We start from the raw sequence: 23,476 nt of genomic DNA, 5'->3' as shown, positions 1-23,476 counted from the left end.
GGGAGGGACTTTTTCCTCCCTTCTTCCATGTTCTTTCCTTAGTTAAATTATCATATAATTTACCGTTACTTTTAAAAAGGAGGATTGAATTAATGCCAATAACTAATGGGAATGGTATTAATCTTTATTATGAGGTTCATGGAGAGGGAGAACCATTACTTTTAATAATGGGGTTGTCACTGAATTCAAAATCTTGGTTCAGGACTCTCCCAGCTCTAAGTGAGCACTTTAAAGTAATTATTTTTGATAACCGAGGTACAGGTCACAGCGACAAACCTAATTCTCCCTATTCGATTGAGCAAATGGCTGAAGATGCTAAGTGTGTTCTAGATGCAGCCGGAGTAGAATCAGCCCATGTATATGGCATTTCAATGGGTGGGATGATAGCTCAAAGATTGGCTCTTTTGTATCCATCTCGAGTCCGTTCACTGATCTTGGGTTGTACAACCTCTGGGGGAGCAAGTCATGTACAACCTAGTGCAGAGGTATCCATGCTAATGCTTTCAAGAGGCTCTTCTGTTGCAACACCCGAAGAAATGGCGTGGGCCACAGCTCCAATCCTTTACAGTCAATCATTTATAGAAAATCAACGGGAATTCATAGCAGAGGACATCCAAAGAAGAATAGAGATACCTGTTCTTCCTTATGCCTATATACTTCAGCTCCAGGCCTGTTTAGCCCATGATACCTACAATGACATTGATCAAATTAAGGTGCCAACCTTAGTTATTCATGGCGATGAAGATAAATTGGTTCCCTACCAAAATGGGGTAACCTTAGCAGAGAAAATTCCGAATGCTGAATTTTTAACCATTCAAGGTGCTGGTCATATCTATGTAACAGAAGCAAATGATTTAGTAAATGAAAGAGTGATAGATTTTTTAAAAACAATAAGTTAATTTTATAACTTCCATACATGAACAAAAGGCGCAAGAGCCCGTTTACTTTGTTAATTTATAAAATCCATACATTAAAAAAATGCCCGATCATCTATTGAACGGGCATTTTTATATAGTTCTCCATATATCCACTTTTATTATATAGAAGCAATAGAAAATAAGTCTGGAAATTTCATAAAGCTTTTCCTACTCTCAATTAAGCTTTTACCTTAGCCATTTCTTCATCTCGAAGTACTCTTCTAAGCAATTTCCCCACCGATGACTTTGGTAATTCTGAAAGAATTTCGACTTCTTTTGGCGCCTTGTACGGAGCTAGGTTATCTTTTGCAAACTGAATGACTTCTTCCACGGAAAGTGTATAACCTTCTTTAGGTTTGATAAAGGCCTTGACGGTTTCCCCACGGTAAGTATCAGGTACGCCAATAACAATCGCCTCTTCTACCCCTTCAAGCATATAAAGGACTTCCTCTACTTCTCGTGGATAAACATTGTATCCGCTTGCAATAATCATATCCTTTTGGCGGTCAAGGATATAGAAATAGCCCTCTTCATCCATCTTTGCAATATCACCAGTAAACAGCCATCCATCCTTTAATACTTCTTCTGTATCCTTTGGACGATTCCAGTAACCCTTCATTACCTGTGGATAAAAAATAAAACTAGAATTTAGTGAACTTGAATAGAAATATCAATAGTCTTATAAGCGATGAGAAAGGTTGCTAATGAGTATATTGCCTCACCCAACCCAAAGATGAAAATCGAACTTCCAAAAATGAAAAAATTAAATAATAAAATAAATTGTCCAATGGATAGTGAAGACCGTTCGCTAAACAATATGGCCAATACCTCCGTTCCATCAAAACAGCCGCCAAACCGAATGGTTATTCCGACTCCCAAACCTAAGATAATACCGCCAAATACGATGACGATGATGGGATTTTCAGAAATAACAGGAATCGGCTCTAATAAATAGGTTTCAAGCGAAAGCGTAAGGATGGCATAAATGCTAAGCATGAGAAACCTTCGCCCGAGAAATGTATAGGCAATCAAGAAAAAAGGTGTATTTAATATCAACAAAAACAATCCTATTTCTTGACCTGTAATATGTGAAAGAAGGATGCTAATCCCTATGATTCCCCCGTCAATCACATGATTTTTAACCAAAAATAATTGTAATGAAATGGCTACAAACGTTGCCCCCATAAAGATTATCAAAACCCGTTTATAAAAAGAAATGGCAGCCGATCTACTAAAATCAATATAGAATTTTTTCCTTTTTCTATACATACTTGTCCCCTTTTGGCCATAAATTCCGTGACATGTACTTTAAATATATTCTGTTAAAAAATAAAAATTCATTATGACACCAATTGCAAAAATAAAAGAGCCGCCAGCAACAAAAAATAGATTTGTTGCTGGCGGCTCTTTATGGGAATAACAAAGGACGAATCGCTAAGCACGAATCGTCCTTCCACAATAGATTAGATTAATTCTTTAACATTCTAAATACCTGCTCAACATCCTTATCCCCGCGCCCTGAAAGATTTACGATTAGAACATCGTCCTTTGGTAATTCTTTTGCTAGTTTAATAGCGTAAGCCACTGCATGAGAACTTTCTAACGCAGGAATGATTCCCTCAGTCTTGCTTAACGTTTGAAAAGCCTCCAGAGCCTCTTGTCCAGTTACAGTTACATACTCTGCTCGTCCGCTGGTTTTCAAATAGCTGTGCTCTGGCCCGACTCCTGGATAATCCAATCCTGCAGCAATGGAGTACGTTGGTTTCGGGTCGCCCTTATCATCTAATAATGTTAAACATTTAAAACCATGGATAACTGCTGGTACTCCTTCCGTCAGAGTTGGTGCCTCAGCTGGTTCAACTCCAATTAATCGTACATCTTTTTCATCAATATAATGGGCAAAGGCGCCGATGGCATTACTGCCGCCTCCCGCACAAGCAACCACTGCTGTAGGCAGCTTGCCTTCTTTTTCAAGAATCTGACGCTTCGATTCTTCACTAATAATTGCCTGGAAATGTTTGACCATTGAAGGGTATGGATGTGGTCCAACGGCCGAACCTAATAAATAAAAGGTATTTTTATAGTTTTGTACCAAGTCACCCAAGGCTTCATCGACGGCATCCTTTAAGCGGCCTTGTCCTTTGTCAACAGGAACGACTTTTGCACCTAACAATTCCATTCGAAAAACGTTGAGGGCTTGGCGTTCCGTATCCAATTTACCCATATAAATAATGCATTCCATCCCAAACATCGCGCATGCTGTTGCTGTTGCCACGCCGTGTTGTCCTGCCCCCGTTTCCGCGATTATTCTTTTCACTCCCATTCGTTTTGCTAAAAGAATTTGGCCGATTGCATTATTAATTTTGTGTGCACCAGTATGGTTTAAATCTTCTCTTTTCAGATAAATTTTTGCCCCTTGATTTTGCTTGGTTAAATTTTCTGCATACGTTAATGGATTCTCCCTGCCTACATATTCCTTTAAATAATATTTGAATTCCGCAATGAATTCCGGGTCATCCTTATAACGATTAAATTGTTCCTCTAATTCGTTCATTACGACTTGCAAATCCTCAGGAACAAAACTTCCCCCAAACTCCCCAAAAAAGCCCTTACTCTCAACACTAACTCTCTCCATTCTCTCAGCTCGACTCCTTTATATCTATTATTCTAATTCAGCCTCATCACTAAAAATTAACTGAATATTCCTATAATTATTCTATCACATTGTCCAATATCTGCAAACAGATAACTATTCAGCAATAATAGGAAAAAGTCTACACCTGCGTGTAGACCCTTGATCTAGATTTCTTAATAAATCTTTATTCATATCTAAGAGAGTCAATTGGATCAAGCTTTGAGGCCTTATTTGCTGGTAGAAGTCCAAAGACTACACCAATAACCATAGAAAACAAGACTCCGCCTAGTACCACTTGCCAAGACACTAAGGATGGCCAACCTGCAAAGAAACTTACAACTGTCGATGTCCCCCAGCCGAGTAATATTCCAAGGATACCGCCTATAAAGGTAAGTGTCATCGATTCAATTAAAAATTGAGTCAGCACCTGTCCTCGTGTTGCACCTAGTGCCATGCGAATTCCTATTTCCCTAGTTCTTTCCGTCACGGAAACGAGCATAATATTCATGACACCAATCCCGCCTACAAATAAGGAGATTCCGGCTATACTCCCGATGATTAAGGTCATGATTTTGGTAATCTGCCCCACCCCTTGAGCGATTTCTTCCATATTGATAACTTGGTAGGATTTTTCCGTATTATGCAGATTATTTAATAACTTAGCAGCTTTTTTACCTGCAACCTGCAACTGTTCCGCAGACGCTACTTGCAGGGTTACCTGCGTAAAATCACTACTTCCGTAAATGGTTTTCCAAGTCTGAAAAGGCAGATAAACCTCCATGGATCCAAATGAAAAAAGTCCCGTTGGTTTTTCTAATACCCCAATAATTTCGATGGGTTGATTGGCAACCATAATAACCTTTCCGACAGGATTTTTCCCTTTAAATAGTTCCGCTTGCAATTTGTTACTTACTAAAGCCGCCCGTCGGCCACCTAGGAAATCTGAGGCTGAAAAATTTCTTCCCTTGGCAACCTTCCACTCATTTAATTTTATATAGGCCTGATTAATTCCGGTCGTAGACGCATCCACGTTATCCTTTTGAAATTTAACTGAAGACAATTTGGTGCTTGATGCTACTACACTATTAATTTCCGGAATTTGTTCAAGTGCTCTAATATCTTCCTGATTGAACGGGGCTTGCTGAAGTATATTAGGGTTAGCTCGGATTTCTTCATCGGAGGGCTGATAAAATAACTCAATCGTATTCCCTGGACCGGTAATTTGAGATTTTAGCATCGCTTCTCCGCCTTGTCCGATGGCTACTACGATGATAACAGCTCCTACCCCAATAATTATCCCAAGCATCGTTAGAATACTCCGCATCTTATGGGCCTTGAGGGAGCTTAATGCCATAAAAAGATTTTCCATAAAACTCATACGGCTGGCCCCCTAACACCCTCAGAGGAAGACTGAATCATTCCATCTCTAACCAAAATCGTTCTGTTCGCGTATTCGGCTACTTCTGATTCATGAGTAACGATTATAATAGTAACTCCTTCATCATTAAGTCCTCTAAATTGTTCCATAATGTCTTTACTTGTTTTCGAATCAAGGGCACCTGTAGGTTCGTCCGCTAGGATAATCTTTGGTGTATTGACAATAGCTCTTGCAATGGCAACACGTTGTTTTTGTCCCCCAGATAGGGCATTGGGAAGATGATTCATTCGATCTGCTAAACCTACTTTCGTTAATGCCTCTGCTGCACGGGCCTGTCGCTCTTTTTTGGAGATTCCTGCATAAATCATCGGTAATTCAACATTTTTTAGGGCCGTCAAGCGTGGGAGCAAATGAAACTGCTGAAACACAAAGCCAATCGATTGGTTTCTAACCCGCGCCAATTCCTTGTCATTATAATGCGACACATTTTCCCCACCAAGGTAATAATCTCCCTCAGTCGGTTTATCCAAACAGCCGATAATATTCATTAAGGTGGATTTCCCTGATCCAGAAGGACCCATAATGGCTGTAAATTCACCTTCATGAATGGATAGACTGATCCCATTTAAGACTGGCACAGTTTCTTTTCCCAATAAAAAAGATCTTGTGATGGATTCTAGTCGGATCATTTAACTGTCACTTCCAGCCCATCCTTAATTTTGTCGGGTCCGTTCTCGATGACTTTGTCTCCTTTTGAAACACCTCCAAGGATCTCAATCTTCTTTCCAGATGTTATGCCGGTTTTGACATTCTGTTTATGGGCTTTTCCATCCTTGACGAGATATACATAAGGCTTACCCCCATCATCAAATAATGTATCAAGCGGCAGGACCATCGCTGTTTTTTTCTCCGTTTCTATCTCCATAATGACTTGGAAACCTGGTTTTAACGTTTTTGTATCACCGGAAATTTTTACAGTGACAGGGTACTGCACGGCTTGGGTGCTATTTTGCAAACTTGCTTGGTTCTGCTCTGGTAAAATAGCAGTCTTGGTGATTTCACCCTGCCATTCTTTTCCTGGCGCTGCATCTGATCGGATTATCACTCTTTGACCTTTACTCACTTTAAGTGTGTCATATTCAGAAAGTAGTCCCGATGCTGTCATTCCTTCTAACTTACCAATATGTATAATAGGTTCGTTTGCTGCATCGATCGTTGATGCTGCTGGCTTTTTTGCCGCTAAGACGATTCCAGCGATTGTACTCTTGATCTCTAATTCATCCTGACGTTTGTTAATCAGATCTTTTTGAAGTTCTGTTTGCTTAAGGTCGATGTTAGCAAACTTTTTCTCCATCTCAAGTTGTTCAAATTCAGGAGAAAGCTGCTTTTCCGCCTCCTTTTTTCCAACCTGATCACTTAACGCCTTCTCTTTGTCTTCGAGTTGATCTAGTTTCATTTCTATTTGGCTTATTTTTAAATTAGCTGATTCAACTGCTAATTTATTTTGCTCGATTTCCAACTCAAGCTGAGGATTTTCTAGTTTAGCCAAGACAGCACCTTTGTTGACCGTCTGTCCCTCCTTGACTAGCAGTTTTTTGATTTCCCCTTTGTCAGGAGTCGCATACACCATTTGTTCTTCTGAGAGTTTCACTGTACCAGGAATCATCAAAAGGGAGGAGATTTCCTCTTGGCTGATTTCTGTTGTTTGAACGGTAGGACCCTTAGCAAGAACCTGACGATAGACACTTACAGAAATCATCATAATAATTAAACTAATTACACCTAGCATAATCCACGTTTTCTTTTTCATTATAACTTCGGCGCTCCTTGTAATAGGGTACCGACCAAAGCAAAACCAATACTAATGAAGAAGAAGATGATCGCAATCGTCCAGGCAAGCCCTTTAGATAATTGCGCTGTTTTATGAAGCCCAATTGCAGTCAATACAGCTGACCAGATTCCAAATACCTCGATTGACCCCAACACCCCTGCTTTATCCTGATTGAGAAGTCCTGCTAAACTAGTAATATATATTTCTGGATCCCCGCCGATGGCATACCTGATTCCCATATTCAATATAAGACCTGCTGCCCCGATAATCATGATAAAGGTATTCATTGAAAATAATTGTTTAAAAGTAACTGTAGAACTAGCAATTCTTGCAATCGCTAAATGAATAGCACTGCTAATTAACACACCAAAAATAGGTGTAATGATGCCTGTTAAAGCAACTGTTACTTTTGAAATGGTTAACACCAAATCAGCTTGGTCTTCTGGCACTCCCTGTTCAATTAAAGTAGAAGCGTCCAAAGATAGTGCCATAAATGCTGTTCCAACGACATAGAGAATACTAATAATGATTAGCGGTACCCAAATTTTCGGACTTTGCTTAATCCGCTCAAACTGTACACTTGGACTTGTAAACATTCCTAATAACTTTGGATTCTCAGTCAGTGAATTTACTTCTTTTTGCAATTCCATAATAAACACCCCTTCTTTCCACTTCTGTAAAATATTCCTATTAATTATACGATATTATAAGTCGAAAGTTTCATTTTTTTTAATGTTCCATTGTGGTGCCTGACACCATAAGACATACTATAATTTGTCTTCTATTCCAGGTTTTTGATATAATTTTAGTTATACTAATTTAAAAAAGGGGAAAATAATGTCAAAAAGAAAATTTCAATACGGGTTAATCCAAATTCTATTGATATTAACCATTATCTTTGTCTCAACAAAGATTTCATTTTTATTTATGCCAATTGGGATCTTTTTCTCCACTCTTTTTTTTCCAATTCTGATTACTGGATTTCTATATTTCTTACTTAATCCAGTCGTTAATTTTCTTCAGCGTCAGAAAGTGCCAAGAATTCTTGCAATTCTAATCATTTATGTAGTGTTTATTGGTATTCTAGTTTTAGCGATTGGCAATTTGGTTCCTGCCATCACAGAGCAATTTACCGCCCTTGCGAATGCACTTCCTGATTATGCCAACAAGACCTTGCAGTATTTTGATAGGCTATCTCAAAGCTCTGAATTCAAATGGATCATGGAAGAACAAAACGATCTTTTGGAAACCGGTAAAGAAAAACTAATTGCCTACGCTAATACCTTACCGGACAGGATTACTGGCGGTATAACGAATATCCTTGGCGTGTTTGCCAATATTGCTGTCATTTTAGCGACCGTTCCATTTTTATTGTTCTATATGTTTAAGGACGGATATAAGTTCCCTAAGGCTGTATCAAAATTCCTACCTGTTACCTATAGAGAAGCAGGGTTATTGATGTTAAAAGAGACAGGTGAAACACTATCCTCCTATATTCAAGGACAAGTCATTGTGGCCCTGTCAGTAGGTATACTTGCTTTTGTTGGTTATCTAATTATTGATTTGCCATTTGCGCTCGTTATGGCATTAATTGTCGCTTTTACCAACATAATTCCTTATGTGGGCCCTATTCTCGGAGGAGCTCCTGCGGTGATTGTTGCATTATTTGATTCACCGACAAAGGCATTATTGGTTGTTGTGATTATCGTTATTGCCCAGCAAGTGGAAGGAAATGTATTATCACCACTCATCCTTGGAAAATCACTTGACACCCACCCCGCAACAATTATTATCGTCTTGCTTGCTGCCGGAAATTTAGCCGGCATTTTGGGGATGGTTTTAGCAGTACCATTTTATGCTGTAGTTAAGACTATTGTTTTAAATATAATAAAGTTTCTGCAGGCACGAAAAAGAGCAACCTTATCTAACGAGCCTTAAGAATCGTTGAATAGTGAAAAAAAACTGTTAGGAAATGTTTCCTAACAGTTTTTTTAGGCCGAAAAGAAGAGCCTTACCATCGTCTCTACAATAAAAAGCCCAATCTGGATACGATTGGGTTGATCTAACCAATTATTCGTATTTTGTTGGGTCAACAAAAGCTGTATAAACTAAATAAATGACCATACAAATCGCTGTTGTCAGAAATCCCCAGCCAAGTGTAATCTGATCAATAATTAAATAGTTGTTACATAATTGTACGGGAGAATCGATATATAACCAACCCATTCCGGAAAACAGGATAATAAAAAAATAAAAAATAATATTTTTAATAATTGGTTTAAGTTTTTTCCAACTATCTCTAAGTGGTATTCCTGCAAAGAGTGGTAAACTGATAAATTTAAATCCTTCCATACTCTGGGTCGTTAGGGCTTCGTCCATTGACCTCGGCAGTGTCCAATAGGCGACGATAATAACAAACAATATAATTCCTGGGATCCCATTACGATTCCACTTTTCAAAAAAGCGCGGGACCCGGAGCTGAAAGAAACGAGCCAGGAGAAATCCCGTAAAAATCAACAACGGCATTTGCATGTGCATGTGAATAATCATGACTGATTCCATTAAGTTCGCCACAGGTGGCAGCGCAAGGAATAGCAGGACCAATAGGCCATATAATGATTGCTTCATGATTATTCCCCCGCTTTCTTGTCAAGAATATCTATGAGTTTTTTCGCTGCTTCATCAATTTTTTTGTAGTCTAAGACATCAAGCAGTCTGCCTTTTTTATCAACTACATAAAAAGCGGAATTATGAGCAAAATTACCGTTCCCATCGGGAATCACAATAACACCAAACGCTTTTAATAACGAATTTAATTCTGCTTTATTTGCAATTCTTACCATTCTCCATGTTTCACCATCACTATTAAAATATCCCTGATATTTTGCTAATGTGGCAGGTGCATCCCTAGAAGGATCAAAGCTGATACTTAAAAAGACAAGATCTTTGCCCATATACTTGCTTGGGATTTTTTCATAAACCTTCGACATGTTCATTTCCAATTGCGGGCAAACGGTTGTACAGGATGTATATAGAAATGTAATAAATACATATTTATCTTCAAATTCAGAAATGGAATACTCTCGTCCCTTACTATCCTCTAACGTTACATTTGGAAATTTTGGTTTATCGTCAATAAGTTTATTTACCCGCGCTTTTTCGGCGGTATATGCCTGGAATCCATCCGTTCCAAAGAAGAATAACGTAAAACCAAAGGTGATGACTAGTAAACACGCAAATGTAGTATGCCAATGTTTGATCACGGAAGACCACTTCCCAAATCATTTGTTTTTTTCCACATGAGGTATTAGTAACAGGAAGGATAAAGAGATAGCCCAAATCCACAAAGAGCTATCTCTTTTTTTACTATTACCAAGTTTTAAATGGTGGTGAACCTGGAGGAGCATTGACGATAAATTCCGTTAATGGAATGACATAGGCCATAGCCACAACTAAAAGCATCACAACAATCCAAAGGCCCCATCGTTCTGTCCAATATGGAGTTTTAGCGGCATCTTCCTCTTCTTCCGCTATTGGGAAGACTGTTTCCCCTTTTGGAGCAAAGAACATCATATTGACAACGGCATAGACTTGAAGAATAACGCCGATAATTAACAATGTTCCTCCGACCGCCAAACACATTAAATACGGATCCCAGCTTAACGCTGTGGCATTATCACCATAGGTTGTATAGGAAGTTCTGCGCGGAGAACCGAGTAATCCAACCCAATGCATCGCACCTGCCATGAATATCATACCGACTGTCCAGATCCAAGTTTGAATAACACCTAACTTATTTATTTGCGGAGTTAAAACACGTTTTGAAATATATGGAACTAACCAATAACTAATCCCAAAGAAGGTCATTACTACCGACATCCCTAATGTTAGATGGAAATGTCCAACAATCCACATCGTATTATGAACCACCTGGTCTAATTGATTGGTACTTTGGGCAATACCACCCGCACCGGCTGGAATAAAGGCAACCATTGCTATAAATGGTGCTAAGAACCGAACATCACCCCAAGGCATTTTCTTATACCAGCCTATTAAGCCTTTCCCCCCTTGCTTTCTTGCTGTCCGTTCAAATACAGCAAACATGGCGAACGCCGTCATTAATGAAGGGAATCCAATCGCTAAACTCATAAATACGTGCATAAATTTAACTGCTTCTGCAATTCCTGGATCAATAATCTGATGATGGAATCCACCAGTAATGTTCATAATAACTAAGGCAATAATAACGACGCGAGTTAGTGTATCACTCCACCGTTTTCCTCCGATAATCTTTGGTACAACTACATACCATGCGGACACGGCGGTTAAATACCAAATATTAACCAACGTGTGACCAAAAGCCCAAAATAATGTTCTAGCAACCATGACATTGATGGTTTTAACCCAGCCAAAAGCCCATGGAATAATCGTTAAAACTTCAATGGCAACTGGGATAAGAGCAAAGAACAAAAGGATAAACACTCCAGTTGCAAAGTAAGCAAGGATTGGAACATGCAGTCCTTTATTGTTTTTTCTCCAATTAGCCACATTGATAAATGCCCCAATACAGCACATCCAAACGCCTAATGCGATGAATACTAATCCGATATAGAAAGCCGGATGGGCGGCCATCGGTGGATAAAATGTATACATTACAGATGCTTCGTTCATTAGGATTGGTACGACGCATAATACGAAACCGACAATCTTCATTCCAAAACCAATCCATGCGATCTTTCTTACTTTTGGCAGCAGGCCGCCTAAGGTATGGGAAAGTGATGCATAAAAATAACCAATCGTGAAAAAGGCAGTTAAGACAACCACTAGTAATAAACCATGTGCTGTTAGGACTTGATAGTAGTTAAGCCATGATGGCAATTCTAGTAGTCCGGATCGATTTAGTCCTTGCACCAGTCCTAATATTCCGCCCAGAAGGAGTGCCGCAAATGCTACAAATATATAGGACTTTGTTAATAAGGCATCTTCCTTGCTTATTCCCATCGCTTTATTTGCTTTATCTTTAAGTGTAAAAGAATTTACTGTTTGCACTTTGTTTCCCCCCTTTATTTCACCGTAATAGTTGTACTCATGGCTTGGTGACCGGCCCCACAATATTCATTACATAGCACTAAATAAGTACCTGGTTTATCAAATTTTTGAGTGATTTTTTGAATATGTCCTGGCATAACCATTGCATTCACATTTGTTCCCGCAATTTCAAATCCGTGGACAACATCCTTTGACGTTAGTGTAAAATGCACGGTTGACCCAGCGGGGATTTCAAAATTTCCAGGATTAAAACTGAATACTTGTAAAGTCATCACAACCTCATATTCATTTTCACCAATTTGCTTTACACCTGGTTGATCGAATGGTGCTGATTGGTCTACCTTCTGGGGATCAATAATTTCTTTATTACTTGGTGGAGCCATATCTAAAGCAAATGCTTGGTAGCCGGTGATAAACATGAATATCATGATTATCCCAAAACTTAAGGTCAGCCAAATCTTTTCATCAAGATGCATCTTCATCGTTTTTCCCCCCTATACTCTAGCCATATATAGTCCAAACAATAAGAAATACGTTAGTAAGATGACCACACCTACCACACTGACAGAGATCCATGTACCTTTTAACGGTGCTTCTTGAACCTCGCCAGACTTCTTTTTGTTATTTACTTTTGTAGGTCCCATCCAAAACCAACCCCTTTTTTTATTTTCATACTTATATCATAATTGGGAACAATTCTCAGTGTAGTGAACCGAATCACACATCTTTGCATTTGAAAAAAAAAAGTCTGATCCCTTGTAAGGCAACAATTTGCCTACAGGAATCAGACTTTATCTAAAATGTACCCTTAGTGATTGAATATCGGCAAGGTAACCACAATCATCGTCAGGAAGATAATGGTTATATAATTTACGGAATACAAAAAATTCACATGTGCCCATTTATAATTATCTTTACTAAAAAATCCACTAATGCTGACAACCAACCATCCCACGTTAAGCAAGGTAGCTATGACCATAAAGGTAGTCCCTAGTGGTGCTAAAAAGAATGGTAATGGACATAAGCAGGCAATATACATAACCATTTGCCGCTTGGTCACCGCTAATCCACGAACAACGGGAAGCATGGCCACTCCAGCCGCTTTATATTCATCATATTTCTTAACAGCAATTGCAAAGGTATGGGGCATTTGAAAAATAAATAAGATTAAAAATAAGATCATTGGAACTTTTTGAAATCCAGGTGCAATAGCTGTCCAACCAATTAATGGTGTCACTGCACCAGAAACACTGCCAATTACGGTATTAAAGGCATACCGCCGTTTTGACCACATGGTATATGGAAAACAATAGGTAAACCAGCCTACAAAAGCATATAAAGTCGCTTCGAAGGTCGTAAAAAATAAGAGAATAAAGCCAATTCCAGTAAGGGAAATGCCTATTGTTAATACTTGCAGAAGCGAAAAATTCCCAGTTACCGTTGGACGATTCTTTGTTCGATCCATTACGGTATCAATATCAACATCGTACCAATTATTGAGCGTAAGTGCCCCAGCAATGACCATTGTACTTCCGAAGATTGTCAAAAGTAAGACATCCAAATTGGCTGAAAGAGAACCATTCGTAAAATATAACGCTAACCAAAATCCCGCAAAAACTGGAAGGACATTAGCGATTAAAACATTGGCTTTAAAAAGTAATTTTAGATCAGTTATTATGTTAGAGATATTTCGTTGATTTGATAGCATAGAGCTCCCATCCTTCTGTAGAGAAGGTATCTCATTAGTACTCATTTAATATCCTCTCCTAAGAAGTAGTACAAAACAAATATAATTCTATCATACCTTATTTAGATTATCACATTAATTGGTGTCAGGCACCTGGAAATGACTGTTGCCTATTCCCAATAGGCTGCATTTCATCTTGTAGATCAACAAAAAAGGCATGGAGAATCTCTTTTTTAAGAAGATTCTCCACGCCTTTTTAATTTATCTAATTTCGGTTAATACATCTTGATTAATTAAGGCTCTTTTCGTAAACTTTGTTGCTATTGGAGCTTTATAAGGGGCATTTACTAAGTTTCTAGGCAATTTTCGCAAAGGTTCTTACGAAAAGATGCCACGAAGCATATAGTTATACGGGTTGATGAACTTAAACGAAAAACAACAATCTATGCGAAAATAGCCTTAATTATTGATGGCGGCTGTTTCCCCTGCAGCCCAAGCACTAGATTTTCTGCGGCAAGTTGGGCCATCTTCAAACGAGTTTCGTAGGTAGCAGAACCAATATGCGGCAATGTGACTACATTATCCATAGTTAATAGTGGATGATCCGGACTTATTGGTTCCTGGGTATACACGTCTAGTCCTGCAGCCAAAATCTCCCTATTTTGAAGGGCCCAAACTAAGGCATCTTCATCCACCGTTGCACCACGTGAGCCATTCACAAATATGGCCGATTTCTTCATTAATTTAAATTCCTTTTCCCCGATAAGCTTAACTGTGTTTGGAGTTAGTGGCGTCATTAAGCAAATGAAATCAGCTTGCTGACATATTTCTTCAAGGGAACAATAGGTTGCTTGATAGGTTTGTTCAGCTTTTAAATTTCGTGAGCGGTTGTGATACAAAATGGACATATCAAAGCCAAAATGCGCTCGTTTAGCAATAGCCGCGCCAACCCCACCCATTCCGATAATTCCTAATTTCTTATGATGAACGTCTACGCCAAATTGTTCTTCACTGATATTCTGTGTCCACTTCCCTGACTTTACCATCTGATTTAATTCTGGCATTCTTCTTGCGGTTGCCAATAATAAACCAAAAATTGTATCGGCAACACTATCATATAAAACCCCAGGAGTATTGGTTGCCATAATTTTTCGCATCGTTATTTGAGGAAGATCTAAATTATCGTAGCCAACTGAAATATTGCTTATCACTTTTAGTTTAGGAGCCTGTTTTAAAAACTTCTCATCGATTCTTAATCCAGAGCCAAGAATTCCCTCTGCCTCCTTTATTTCTTGATAGAAGTAAGAAAGTGTCTGCGAATCTAAGTTTTCAAAATAAATTACTTCACAAGTATTACGAACATAATCTAAAACAGTTGAATCGACTTTTTTATAGACAATAACTTTTGGTTTCATCAAAGATTCCTCACCTTCAAATCCTTCATTCTATCGACTAACATAATTACTTAATCAATATACATCTTATTGAAGGAAAAATAATAGATTTTTGACTGAAACAGCAAGATAAAGGAGTTATTTTTTATACTCTTGTGATAATAATAGAATATAGCAAATAACCGGGGGAGATAAAGTGTTCAATACTAAAAATACATTAGAAGATCAGCCTGATAAAGTTGAAGAAGATATTATTATTCCACTCCCAGAAGAGTTTGATATGAAAATAAATCTTGGTTATTTAGAGCGGAATAAAAATGAATGTATGTATGAAATTGAAAATGAAACTATTACAAGGGTTATCGCTATTGACGAAATTCGAACTCTTGTACAAATAAAAGTAAACGATAACAACCAAATGATTGTTCACTTTTTAGAAGGTAAACCGTGCGATACTACTAGGGTGGTCCGATATATTCTAGAATGGTTTGACCTCGATAAAGACTTAACCCCCTTTTATAAACTGGCGAAAGCTGACCCATTACTTAAAATACCCGTAGAAAAATTTTATGGATTACGCCTCATCGGCATTCCCGATTTGTTTGAGGCGCTCTGTTGGGGAGTCTTAGGGCAGCAAATTAACTTAGCCTTCGCCTATACCTTAAAAAAACAGTTTGTTGAAAGGTTTGGCGATTCGATCGAATGGAATGGAAAAAAATATTGGATCTTCCCATCTTTTGAACAAATTGCCCAGCTCACACCAAATGATCTGGCTGATATTAAAATGACCGTGAAAAAGAGTGAATATATTATTGGCATTGCGCAATTAATGGCGAATGGCGAGTTATCCAAAGAAAAATTAATGGACTATGGCTGCTTTAAAGATGTCGAAAAAAGCTTAATAAAAATACGCGGAATTGGTCCATGGACAGCCAATTATGTGCTGATGCGCTGCCTTCGCTTTCCGACCGCCTTCCCAATTGATGATGTCGGTCTAATTAATTCGATAAAAACATTACTACATATGGATAGAAAACCGACTAAAGAAGAAATCCATGCATTATCGATTCCATGGGCAAATTGGGAATCCTATGCAACCTTTTATTTATGGCGTGTTCTCTATTAACTCACAAATGACAAAACAGAATAAATTTAAGCCCACACAGGTGTTCCTCCGGTAAGTTAAAATATAAATAGGGGACGATCTTAAGCTAGTTCCCATCTGTTTTAAAAATCTGGGGTTGTGGGAATTAGTCGAGACCACTAGTTCCCGTTAGTCCGAAAAATCTGGTATTATGGGCATTAGTCAGGGCCACTAGTTCTCCTTTTACTTAAAAATAAGGAAGCACGGGTATTAGTCGAGAATTCCATTGACCGTTAAAAAAATGGAGTGCTCGATTGAAACTTAGCACTCGATTTATTGGTTTTACACTTGAGTGACAAGAATGAAGGTTACACCAAACTTGTCCTTTACGGTGCCGAATGCTGGGCTAAATGGAACTTCTTCTAAAGGAGCAATTACCTTACCGCCTTGCTGCAAGATACCAAAGATTTGTTTCGTTTTTCCCACGTCATTTATTGAAATATTTATGGTAACAACAGAGTTACCGTTGTGATGAGTTGTAAGCACTTGCTCTTGGTCGCTTTCGTTATTCCCATCAGGAACAGGTAGATTTGGCGCATCGAATAACATGAGTTCACTTTCTCCGATTCGTAGGATTGCATTTGCCACACGTTCCTTTAATGCCTCTGGGCAAGGAATTGGCATATCCCCGTAAGTTTGAAGATTTAGAACTTTTGCTTCCAATACCTTCTCATAAAAACGAACGGCCTCCTTTGCGTTTCCGTCCATAACTATACAGGGGGTTAGTCTTAATGTCATGAAAGGTCAACTCCTTAAGAACAAATTTTCTTCTATTATACTACTTAACCCCACCATTGAAAAATCCAGTACAAATGCATTACCATAGCACATTGAATGCTTCGACTAATCTCTACAAATTGATTGCACCGTATATAAGTGAAGCAAATACGATTAATCCGGGGTGCACTTTTACTTTTTCCATTAATAAATAACTGCCTATTCCTAAAAATAGAACGTGCCCTATCCCTATTTGAAAGTAAGATTCATAGAATGATTGAAATGTCATCACTCCTAGTAGAACCGCAATTGTCGGTTTGACGTAAAGTGTCATACGTTTGACTTGCGGAGATGTCCTAAACTTATACAGAAGGCCCATTAGAGTAAGCATGAGGATAAGAGACGGGGCGACTGTCGCAAATATTGCCAACCCTGAACCAATGTACCCTCCTACTTGAAATCCGATGTAGCCTCCCATCTTTGTTGCAATTGGACCGGGCAGGGCATTCCCCATTGCCAATGCCTCATTAAATTCTTGTGTAGTAATCCAATGATAGTGGTCTACTACTTCTTTTTGAATGAGAGGTATGGTGGCTGGCCCCCCACCATACCCTAAAATGTTCGTTAAGAAAAAGACCCAAAAGACATGCAAGTAAATCATCATATGGACAGTCCCTTCTGCTGGACCCTTTTCTCAGATTTTTTGGAAGGTTTTACAACAGCAATGACTAAAAGGGCTCCTATTACAAAGCCGGGATGAATGCCGAAGAATTCGATAAGGACTAATGCGCCAAGGATGTGCAATGTAGTAAAAAACCACTTGAGCCCTTTAATAGCACTCTGTACGAATTCCCACGTTAAGACTGCAAGCATCACTGCTACAACCGGAACAACTGCCTTTGTCATGCCTTGAACCCATTTCAAATCCTTGAACTGTATTAATGTACTAAGTAATATAATCATTAAAATGATAGTAGGTAAAATGGTAGAAATGATGGCATTCATCATTCCAGGTACGCCGCCAATGCGGAATCCGATATAGCCTGCCATCTTTGTTGCGATAGGACCGGGCAATGTATTTGCAATCGCTAACACATCGCCAAATTCTTCAATATTCATCCATTTAAACCGTTCGACTACCTCTTTTTGAACGAGAGGAATCGTTGTAGGTCCCCCACCATATCCAAGCATACTGCTGCGAAAAAATGCGATAAAAATGTCTCGCTGTTTCATAGAATCAATCCTTTACTATGGATTACCAACTGGCAATTGTCCCATCTGTCCTTGATTCTGTGCCACCCATCAGTACGCCTGTTTCAGGATTTCGCCAAATAATTTGCCCGCGGCCAAAAGAACCTGAGTCTACCGCCACTTGGATGTCATGTCCTTTTCGTACCAATTCTTCAGCAATATGGGATGGGAATGTTTTTTCTATTTCTACGGTTTTATCATTCTTCCACTGCCATCTTGGGGCATCTAAAGCAGCTTGAGGATTTAAATGAAAATCGATCGTATTCATAATGACTTGAACATGACCTTGCGGCTGCATATATCCACCCATTACACCGAATGGTCCAACAGCTTGGTCATCCTTCGTTAAAAATCCTGGAATGATCGTATGGTACGTTTTCTTCCCCCCCTTAAGGGAGTTGTAATGAGCAGGGTCAAGGCTGAAATCATGTCCTCGGTTTTGTAAGGCAATTCCTGTCCCTGGTACGACAACCCCAGAACCAAAGCCCATATAATTACTTTGGATGAATGATACCATGTTGCCCTCTCCGTCTGCTGTTGCCAGGTACACTGTTCCTCCGCGAGGTGGTACACCTGGTGCAGGCGTGCATGCTTCACTTCCAATCAGTGCTTGACGCTGCCGTCCATACGAAGGGCTTAATAGCTCTTTAGCAGTTACCCCCATATGCTTAGGATCTGTAATGTATTGCTTGCCGCAAGAATAGGCAAGTTTCATGGCTTCGAGTTGTTTGTGGTATGTGTCTGTTGTTTCTTTTACTGTGAAATCAAATCCTTTTAAGATGTTCAGAGCCATTAGAGCTACAATACCTTGCCCGTTTGGTGGGATTTCCCAAACATCATAGCCCCGATAGTTTACCTTAATAGGATCAACCCACTCAGGTTTAAAGGCCGCTAAATCATCTTTTGTTAAATGACCTCCATAAGCTTGAGAATCTGCTACAATTTTTTCAGCGATTGCTCCATTGTAAAAGCTTTCACCGCTTGTCCTTGCTATTTCTTCTAGTGTGTCCGCGTGGTCAAGAGACGACCATATTTCTCCGACTTCAGGTGCTCTTCCCTTTGGTGCAAACGTCTCAAACCAAGCTTCGAACTCTGTCCCTGTACATTCTTGTTTGTATTTTTCGAATGCCTTTTTCCAAAAGCGACCAAGTGTAGGTGAAACAGGAAAGCCGTTTGCAGCATAATCAATTGCTGGCTTCATAACTTCTAATAGAGGTAGACGGCCAAAGCGTTTTGATAATTCTACCCAAGCTGCCGGAGCCCCAGGTACGGTTACCGGCAGCCAGCCGTACTTTGGCATACTTTCATGTCCATCTTCTTTTACCTTCTCTATGGAGATATTCATTGGTGCTGGACCGCTTGAATTTAGACCGTGTAATTGTCCTTTTGTCCAAACAAGCGCAAAAGCGTCCCCACCAATTCCGTTCGAGGTAGGCTCGACCACTGTCAAACAAGCAGCTGTTGCAATAGCTGCGTCAATCGCATTTCCGCCTTTTTTCAAAATATCTAACCCTGCCTGTGCAGCCAAAGGCTGGGACGTAGCGACCATTCCATTCTTGGCATATACGACATTGCGTTGTGATGTATATGGATAATGCAAAGCATCAAAATTCATGTTTTATTCCCTCTCCATTCTCTAGCATTTGGATGATTTATCCAATCATTTCTTCTTTGGTTTCTTTTAACTTCCCCTCCGCAAAGAGATGGCAGGAAACCTGATGTCCGCTATCAATGTCTTGGAGAATGGGAATTTTCGTTTTACAGCTTTCATTCGCGACCGGACAACGAGGATGGAATGTACATCCTGACGGCGGGTTAGCCGGACTTGGCAAATCTCCCTTAAGAATGACCCGCTCCCGCTTGGCCTTTGGATTAGCGATAGGTACTGCCGATAATAAAGCTCTCGAATATGGATGGCTTGGGTTGTTGAAGAGCTGCTTTTTATCGGCAATCTCCACCACACGCCCCAAATACATCACGGCAATCCGATCACATAAGTGCCTGACCACTGATAGATCGTGAGAAATGAAGATGAGCGTAAGATTAAACTCCTTCTTCAAATCCTTTAATAAATTCAAGACCTGTGATTGGATGGAGACATCAAGAGCAGAAACCGGTTCATCCGCAATAATCACTCTCGGCTTAAGGATAAGGGCCCGGGCGATTCCAATCCGCTGACGCTGACCACCCGAAAAGTCATGTGGATGACGATCTAAATGCTCTTTCCGAAGCCCTACCACTTCAATAATTTCCTCCATTCTCTTCATCCGTTCCTCACGGGATGACCCAATCCCATGCACTTTCAGCGGCTCAAGCAGAATCTGCCTAATCGTTTTACGTGGATTGAGAGAAGCATAGGGATCCTGAAAGACCATTTGAATATCCTTTCGCATTTGGCGCATTTCTTCCTTGGACAGTTTCGCCAGATCCTTGCCATTGAACAACACTTCCCCAGCAGAAGGATCCAATAACCGCAGAATTGTACGTCCGGTTGTCGATTTTCCACAGCCAGATTCCCCCACAATCCCTAAGGTCTCACCTGGCATCACTTTAAAATCCACTCCATCGACAGCTCGAACATGACCGGTTACTTTATTGAAAAAACCCGTTTTGATCGGGAAGTGTTTTTTTAACCCTTTAATCTCTAAAATTGGCTGCTTTTCGTTCATGACGCATCCTCCTCCTCCGTAACCAGCCAACAGCGGCATTTATGCTGGCTTTCGATTTCCACCAGCTTAGGTGCCTGTTGATGACAAATCTCCTTTGCCCAGCTACAACGGGGAGCAAACCGGCATCCATTCGGCATTTCATAGGGAAGCGGAACAGATCCAGGAATGGTATTCAGATATTCCTGCTCATCCTCAAAGGATGGAATGGAGTCCATAAGCCCCATCGTATAGGGATGCTTCGGATTTTCAAACAAAGTATCTACGTCTGTTTCCTCAACAACTTGACCAGCGTACATGACGATCACGCGGTCGCACATTTCGGCTACAACCCCTAAATCGTGAGTAATCAGCATGATGGAAGTTCCTGTTTTCTTTTTTAAATCTTTCATTAAGTCTAAAATTTGTGCCTGAATGGTTACATCAAGGGCCGTGGTTGGTTCATCGGCAATAATTAATTTAGGATCACACGCCATCGCAATGGCAATCATAACACGTTGACGCATTCCACCTGACAACTGATGGGGATGTTCACCATAAATCTCTTCTGCTCTAGGCATTCCAACCGCCTTTAGCATCTTAATGGCTCGTTCTTTGGCCTCTAGCTTGGAAATATTCATATGGAGAATAATGGCTTCTTCGATTTGCTTCCCTACCGTATGCAATGGATTGAGGGAAGTCATAGGTTCCTGGAAGATCATCGCGATATCATTTCCTCGAACTTTCTGCATCTGCTTCTCCGCAAGGGATATCAGCTCCTTACCTTGGAAGGTTATGCTTCCTTCATTGCTGGCATTGGCCGGCAGAAGTCGCATAACGGAAAGGCTAGTCACACTTTTACCGCATCCGGATTCCCCAATCACGCCTAGCGTTTCACCCGGCTTAATGGAGAAATCTACACCATCGACAACCGAAACGGTACCCTTGTCTGTTTTAAACTTTGTTTTCAGATTCTTAACCTCCAAGATGGCACTCATGTTCACCTCTCCTTTCCATTATTTACGAATTCTAGGGTCCAAGGTTTGCTGTAATCCATCACCTAGTAGATTAAACCCGAGTACAACAAAAAAGATGGCCATACCAGGAAAAATAGTAGCATAGGGAGATTCGGTCATTATGGTTTGGGCCTGGTTTAGCATGCTTCCCCATGATGGAGTCGGCGGTTGCACCCCTAATCCTAAATAAGATAAGGAGGCTTCTGCTAAAATCCCTGATGCCATAGCAAGAGTGGATTGAATAATAATCGGATTAAGTGCATTAGGCAGGATATGACTGAAAATAATGCGAAGATCCTTGACGCCTGTCGCTTTGGCCGCATGAATATATTCCATATTCCGAAGCTGCAGCACCTGTCCTCGTGTAATCCGGATAAAGGCGGGGGCAAAACCAATCCCAATTGCAATCATCGCATTTCCGAATCCATTTCCCAACACGGCGGCAATCGCCAGTGCCAAGATCAGGAAAGGGAAAGCCTGCATGGCATCAACGGAACGCATGACCACCCATTCATCCCAGAATCCGCCAAAGTATCCGGAAAGAAGTCCAATCGGAACCCCAATGAGGATGGCAATGCCTACGGATACTAAAGCCGCTTTAATCGATACTTGTGCACCATAAACGACACGGGAGTAAATATCCCTTCCTAAATCATCCGTTCCAAATAGATGCTCCCCGCCTGGCGGCAAAAGAATAGAGTTATAGTCTTGGGCGTTCGGATCAAAAGGGGCCAACTGGTGGGCAAAAATGGCCATCAAAATCAAAGTTAGAATAATAAGCGCACCTATAACCCCTAATCCTGTTCGCAAAAACTTTTTGACTGTCTTCATTAGGAAACCCCCTTCCCCGCTTTGATTCGAGGATCTATCACTGCATAAAGCAGATCAACTACTAGATTTACACCAACAACTAATACAGCAGATACTAAGATCGCTCCCTGTACGGTTACATAATCACGTTTAAAAACGGATTCTACAATGAGTCGACCAAAGCCGGGAATGGAGAAAATCGATTCGGTAATAACCAATCCTCCAAGAAGTCCGGCAATCATCAAACCAGAGGTAGTAACAACCGGAATCATGGCATTGCGGAGAACATGCCCTAAAATTGTCTTCACTTCATTAAGCCCTTTGGCTTTAGCTGTACGGACAAAATCCATATTGACTACCTCGAGCAAAGAAGAGCGAAGCATTCTCATAAGAACCGCCGATTCTCGAAGACCAGTGGCCAAACAGGGTAAGATCATGGCCATCAAATTCTGTACTGGATTTTCTGTAATAGGAACATACCCAGAGGCTGGAAGCCATCCTAAATTAACGGAAAAATAAATTATAGCCATCATAGCTAGCCAAAAGCTTGGGATACTCATCCCGCCTAAAGCAACAAATGTACTAGTATAGTCGATGAATGTTCCTCTTCTAACGGCAGCAAGGATTCCTGCAGGAAAAGCAATCAGTAAGGCTACCACAAAAGTTCCAATCGTTAATTCAACAGTAGCAGGCAATCGTTGGGAGATTAATTCAGTAACTGGAACCCGATCAGTAATCGATATTCCCAGATTTCCTGTTATAACATGCCCAAGCCAGGTAAAGTACTGAACAATAATTGGTTTATCCAATCCTAATTCTGCCCGAAGTGATTGATAGGCTTCTGGTGTTGCCTCTTGGCCAAGAATGACCCGGGCAGGATCACCCGGAATCAAATGGATAAGAGAAAATGTCAGAACCGACACTAGGAAGAGAATCGGAATGGTTAACAGCAATCGCCTTAAAAGAAATTTCATATCCTTCTCCTCCTCAATATGATTTCTA

Annotated in this window: 24 protein-coding genes and 1 pseudogene; 3 read left to right on the top strand and 22 right to left on the bottom strand. The window is 40.1% G+C overall.

The features are described from left to right. Positions 1-92 precede the first annotated feature (92 nt). On the top strand, positions 93-899 hold the full coding sequence (locus ACJ004_RS01260) for an alpha/beta fold hydrolase (RefSeq protein ID WP_410890738.1): 807 nt from the start codon (positions 93-95) through the stop codon (positions 897-899). Positions 900-1,095: 196 nt separating this feature from the next. Here ACJ004_RS01260 and ACJ004_RS01255 read toward each other — a convergent pair. From ACJ004_RS01255 to yknW, 7 genes and pseudogenes are all read right to left on the bottom strand, one after another. Beyond that, positions 1,096-1,545 (bottom strand): annotated as a pseudogene (locus ACJ004_RS01255) (AMP-binding enzyme); the annotation flags it as partial. Between the two features lie 20 nt (positions 1,546-1,565). After that, positions 1,566-2,186, bottom strand: a complete 621-nt coding sequence (locus ACJ004_RS01250) for a YitT family protein (protein ID WP_410890737.1) — start codon at positions 2,184-2,186, stop codon at positions 1,566-1,568. 199 nt (positions 2,187-2,385) lie between these two features. Further along, on the bottom strand, positions 2,386-3,552 hold the full coding sequence (gene trpB / locus ACJ004_RS01245; RefSeq protein ID WP_410890735.1) for a tryptophan synthase subunit beta: 1,167 nt from the start codon (positions 3,550-3,552) through the stop codon (positions 2,386-2,388). A gap of 184 nt (positions 3,553-3,736) precedes the next feature. Next, positions 3,737-4,930, bottom strand: coding sequence for an ABC transporter permease (locus tag ACJ004_RS01240; protein WP_410890733.1), 1,194 nt, complete (start codon positions 4,928-4,930; stop codon positions 3,737-3,739). Continuing rightward, the gene (locus tag ACJ004_RS01235) at positions 4,927-5,619 is read right to left on the bottom strand and encodes an ABC transporter ATP-binding protein (protein WP_410890731.1); all 693 of its coding nucleotides are present in this window, start codon (positions 5,617-5,619) and stop codon (positions 4,927-4,929) included. Before ACJ004_RS01235 ends, ACJ004_RS01240 begins: the two co-directional genes overlap by 4 nt. Beyond that, complete coding sequence (locus tag ACJ004_RS01230; RefSeq protein ID WP_410890729.1) at positions 5,616-6,740, bottom strand: efflux RND transporter periplasmic adaptor subunit; 1,125 nt, start codon at positions 6,738-6,740, stop codon at positions 5,616-5,618. The genes ACJ004_RS01235 and ACJ004_RS01230 overlap by 4 nt, the downstream gene beginning before the upstream one ends. Then, positions 6,740-7,411 carry a YknW family membrane protein gene (gene yknW / locus ACJ004_RS01225; RefSeq protein WP_410890727.1) on the bottom strand — a complete coding sequence of 224 codons (672 nt, stop codon included), beginning with the start codon at positions 7,409-7,411 and terminating at the stop codon, positions 6,740-6,742. The genes ACJ004_RS01230 and yknW overlap by 1 nt, the downstream gene beginning before the upstream one ends. Before the next feature lie 187 nt (positions 7,412-7,598). Here yknW and ACJ004_RS01220 point away from each other — a divergent pair, with 187 nt between their 5' ends. Then, positions 7,599-8,699: an AI-2E family transporter gene (locus tag ACJ004_RS01220; protein WP_410890725.1), complete on the top strand. Its 1,101-nt coding sequence runs from the start codon at positions 7,599-7,601 to the stop codon at positions 8,697-8,699. Positions 8,700-8,831: 132 nt separating this feature from the next. Here the strand turns inward: ACJ004_RS01220 and ACJ004_RS01215 are convergent, their stop codons facing one another. The 7 genes from ACJ004_RS01215 to ACJ004_RS01185 form a co-directional block, all read right to left on the bottom strand. Then, complete coding sequence (locus tag ACJ004_RS01215; RefSeq protein ID WP_410890723.1) at positions 8,832-9,389, bottom strand: hypothetical protein; 558 nt, start codon at positions 9,387-9,389, stop codon at positions 8,832-8,834. 2 nt (positions 9,390-9,391) lie between these two features. Beyond that, positions 9,392-10,024, bottom strand: a complete 633-nt coding sequence (locus ACJ004_RS01210) for an SCO family protein (RefSeq protein ID WP_410890721.1) — start codon at positions 10,022-10,024, stop codon at positions 9,392-9,394. A 106-nt stretch (positions 10,025-10,130) separates the two neighbouring features. After that, positions 10,131-11,762 (bottom strand): cbb3-type cytochrome c oxidase subunit I, encoded by a 1,632-nt coding sequence (locus tag ACJ004_RS01205; RefSeq protein WP_410891255.1) that lies wholly within the window; start codon positions 11,760-11,762, stop codon positions 10,131-10,133. Positions 11,763-11,824: 62 nt separating this feature from the next. Next, on the bottom strand, positions 11,825-12,292 hold the full coding sequence (locus tag ACJ004_RS01200; protein WP_410890719.1) for a cytochrome c oxidase subunit II: 468 nt from the start codon (positions 12,290-12,292) through the stop codon (positions 11,825-11,827). Positions 12,293-12,304: 12 nt separating this feature from the next. After that, positions 12,305-12,454 carry a cytochrome c oxidase subunit 2A gene (locus tag ACJ004_RS01195; protein WP_410890717.1) on the bottom strand — a complete coding sequence of 50 codons (150 nt, stop codon included), beginning with the start codon at positions 12,452-12,454 and terminating at the stop codon, positions 12,305-12,307. A 164-nt stretch (positions 12,455-12,618) separates the two neighbouring features. Further along, a complete protein-coding gene (cyoE, locus tag ACJ004_RS01190) occupies positions 12,619-13,563 on the bottom strand; it encodes a heme o synthase (RefSeq protein ID WP_410890715.1) in 945 nt (314 codons plus the stop codon). 377 nt (positions 13,564-13,940) lie between these two features. Next, on the bottom strand, positions 13,941-14,912 hold the full coding sequence (locus ACJ004_RS01185) for a 2-hydroxyacid dehydrogenase (RefSeq protein WP_410890713.1): 972 nt from the start codon (positions 14,910-14,912) through the stop codon (positions 13,941-13,943). 259 nt (positions 14,913-15,171) lie between these two features. Here ACJ004_RS01185 and ACJ004_RS01180 point away from each other — a divergent pair, with 259 nt between their 5' ends. Continuing rightward, entirely contained in the window at positions 15,172-16,017 is an 846-nt protein-coding gene (locus tag ACJ004_RS01180; protein ID WP_410891254.1) for a DNA-3-methyladenine glycosylase family protein, read from the top strand. Between the two features lie 300 nt (positions 16,018-16,317). Here the strand turns inward: ACJ004_RS01180 and ACJ004_RS01175 are convergent, their stop codons facing one another. The 8 genes from ACJ004_RS01175 to ACJ004_RS01140 all read right to left on the bottom strand — a co-directional run bounded on the left by ACJ004_RS01175 (position 16,318) and on the right by ACJ004_RS01140 (position 23,448). Next, positions 16,318-16,773, bottom strand: coding sequence for a VOC family protein (locus ACJ004_RS01175; protein ID WP_410890711.1), 456 nt, complete (start codon positions 16,771-16,773; stop codon positions 16,318-16,320). A 112-nt stretch (positions 16,774-16,885) separates the two neighbouring features. Next, positions 16,886-17,413, bottom strand: a complete 528-nt coding sequence (locus ACJ004_RS01170) for a chromate transporter (protein WP_410891253.1) — start codon at positions 17,411-17,413, stop codon at positions 16,886-16,888. Continuing rightward, entirely contained in the window at positions 17,413-17,985 is a 573-nt protein-coding gene (locus ACJ004_RS01165; RefSeq protein WP_410890709.1) for a chromate transporter, read from the bottom strand. Before ACJ004_RS01165 ends, ACJ004_RS01170 begins: the two co-directional genes overlap by 1 nt. A 22-nt stretch (positions 17,986-18,007) precedes the next feature. After that, positions 18,008-19,618, bottom strand: a complete 1,611-nt coding sequence (gene ggt / locus ACJ004_RS01160; protein ID WP_410890707.1) for a gamma-glutamyltransferase — start codon at positions 19,616-19,618, stop codon at positions 18,008-18,010. 37 nt (positions 19,619-19,655) lie between these two features. Continuing rightward, positions 19,656-20,672: an ABC transporter ATP-binding protein gene (locus ACJ004_RS01155; RefSeq protein WP_410890705.1), complete on the bottom strand. Its 1,017-nt coding sequence runs from the start codon at positions 20,670-20,672 to the stop codon at positions 19,656-19,658. Further along, positions 20,669-21,646: an ABC transporter ATP-binding protein gene (locus tag ACJ004_RS01150; protein ID WP_410890703.1), complete on the bottom strand. Its 978-nt coding sequence runs from the start codon at positions 21,644-21,646 to the stop codon at positions 20,669-20,671. Before ACJ004_RS01150 ends, ACJ004_RS01155 begins: the two co-directional genes overlap by 4 nt. A gap of 18 nt (positions 21,647-21,664) precedes the next feature. After that, positions 21,665-22,495, bottom strand: coding sequence for an ABC transporter permease (locus ACJ004_RS01145; RefSeq protein WP_410890701.1), 831 nt, complete (start codon positions 22,493-22,495; stop codon positions 21,665-21,667). Further along, positions 22,495-23,448: an ABC transporter permease gene (locus tag ACJ004_RS01140; protein WP_410890700.1), complete on the bottom strand. Its 954-nt coding sequence runs from the start codon at positions 23,446-23,448 to the stop codon at positions 22,495-22,497. Before ACJ004_RS01140 ends, ACJ004_RS01145 begins: the two co-directional genes overlap by 1 nt. Positions 23,449-23,476: the final 28 nt, after the last annotated feature.

It is taken from the genome of Neobacillus sp. 204, from assembly GCF_046562815.1.
Taxonomy (GTDB): domain Bacteria; phylum Bacillota; class Bacilli; order Bacillales; family Cytobacillaceae; genus Neobacillus.
The sequence above is the reverse complement of the archived record's forward strand: the minus strand, read 5'-3'. Positions and strand labels throughout refer to the sequence as shown.